This window comes from Rhodobacter sp. SGA-6-6 (assembly GCF_011043545.1).
GTDB lineage: Bacteria > Pseudomonadota > Alphaproteobacteria > Rhodobacterales > Rhodobacteraceae > Pseudogemmobacter.
Map to the genome: position 1 here is coordinate 1 of NZ_JAAKGP010000054.1, position 936 is coordinate 936.

The window sequence follows — 936 nt, forward strand, 5'->3', positions numbered from 1 at the left end:
CCGCGAAGGCCTTGATCTTGATCGCTCGACGCTGGCCGACTGGGTCGGCAAGACCACCGCCCTGCTGGAACCCCTGGCCGACGCCATCGGCCGCCATGTTCTGTCGGCTGAGGCGATCTTCGCAGACGACACGCCGGTCAGCATGCTGGCCCCCGGCACCGGCAAGACCCAGACGGCACGGCTCTGGACCTATGCCCGCGATGAACGACCCTGGGGCGGCGCGGCCCCGCCCGCTGCTTGGTATAGGTTCTCCGGCGACCGCAAGGGCCAGCACCCGAAGGATCACCTCGCCCGATACCGCGGCTGGATGCATGCCGACGGCTATGCCGGGTTTGAAGACCTCTACCGAACCGGCGCCATCCGCGAGGTCGCCTGCATGGCCCATGTCAGGCGCAAGTTCGTCGACATTCACCGCTCGCAGGGTTCCCCGATCGCCGAAGAAGCCATCGGCAGGATCGCGCAACTCTACGCCGTCGAGAAAGAGGCCAGAGGTTTGCCACCGGATGTCCGGGTCGAACTTCGCAAAGCACATGCGGCCCCGGTCTTCGACAACCTGGAGGTCTGGCTGGCCCTGCAACTCACCACGATCTCTGGCAAGTCCCCGCTCGCGGCCGCCATCCGCTATGCCCTGACCCGCATGGAGCGCCTGCGCCCCTATCTCGACCACGGCATCATAGAGTTGGACAACAACGCCGCCGAACGCTGCATGCGAACCATCGCCCTCGGCCGCAAGAACTATCTCTTCGTCGGCTCCGAGGCAGGCGGCAAAGCCGCCGCCATCGCCTACACCCTGATCGAAACGGCCAAGCTCAACGCCATCGATCCCCACGCCTGGCTCGCCGACACCCTGGCCCGTATCCCTGATTACAAGATCACAAAGGTCGATGACCTGCTGCCTTGGCGCTGGAACAGATAGCGGTCAGACCGGACGCTTAC

1 protein-coding gene is annotated in these 936 nt (G+C 65.3%); it reads left to right on the plus strand.

Translation table 11 applies throughout. The features are described from left to right. Positions 1-916, plus strand: a 916-nt coding sequence (gene tnpC, locus G5B31_RS20925; RefSeq protein ID WP_165020118.1) for an IS66 family transposase, incomplete at its 5' end; no start/stop codon positions are given. Positions 917-936: the final 20 nt, after the last annotated feature.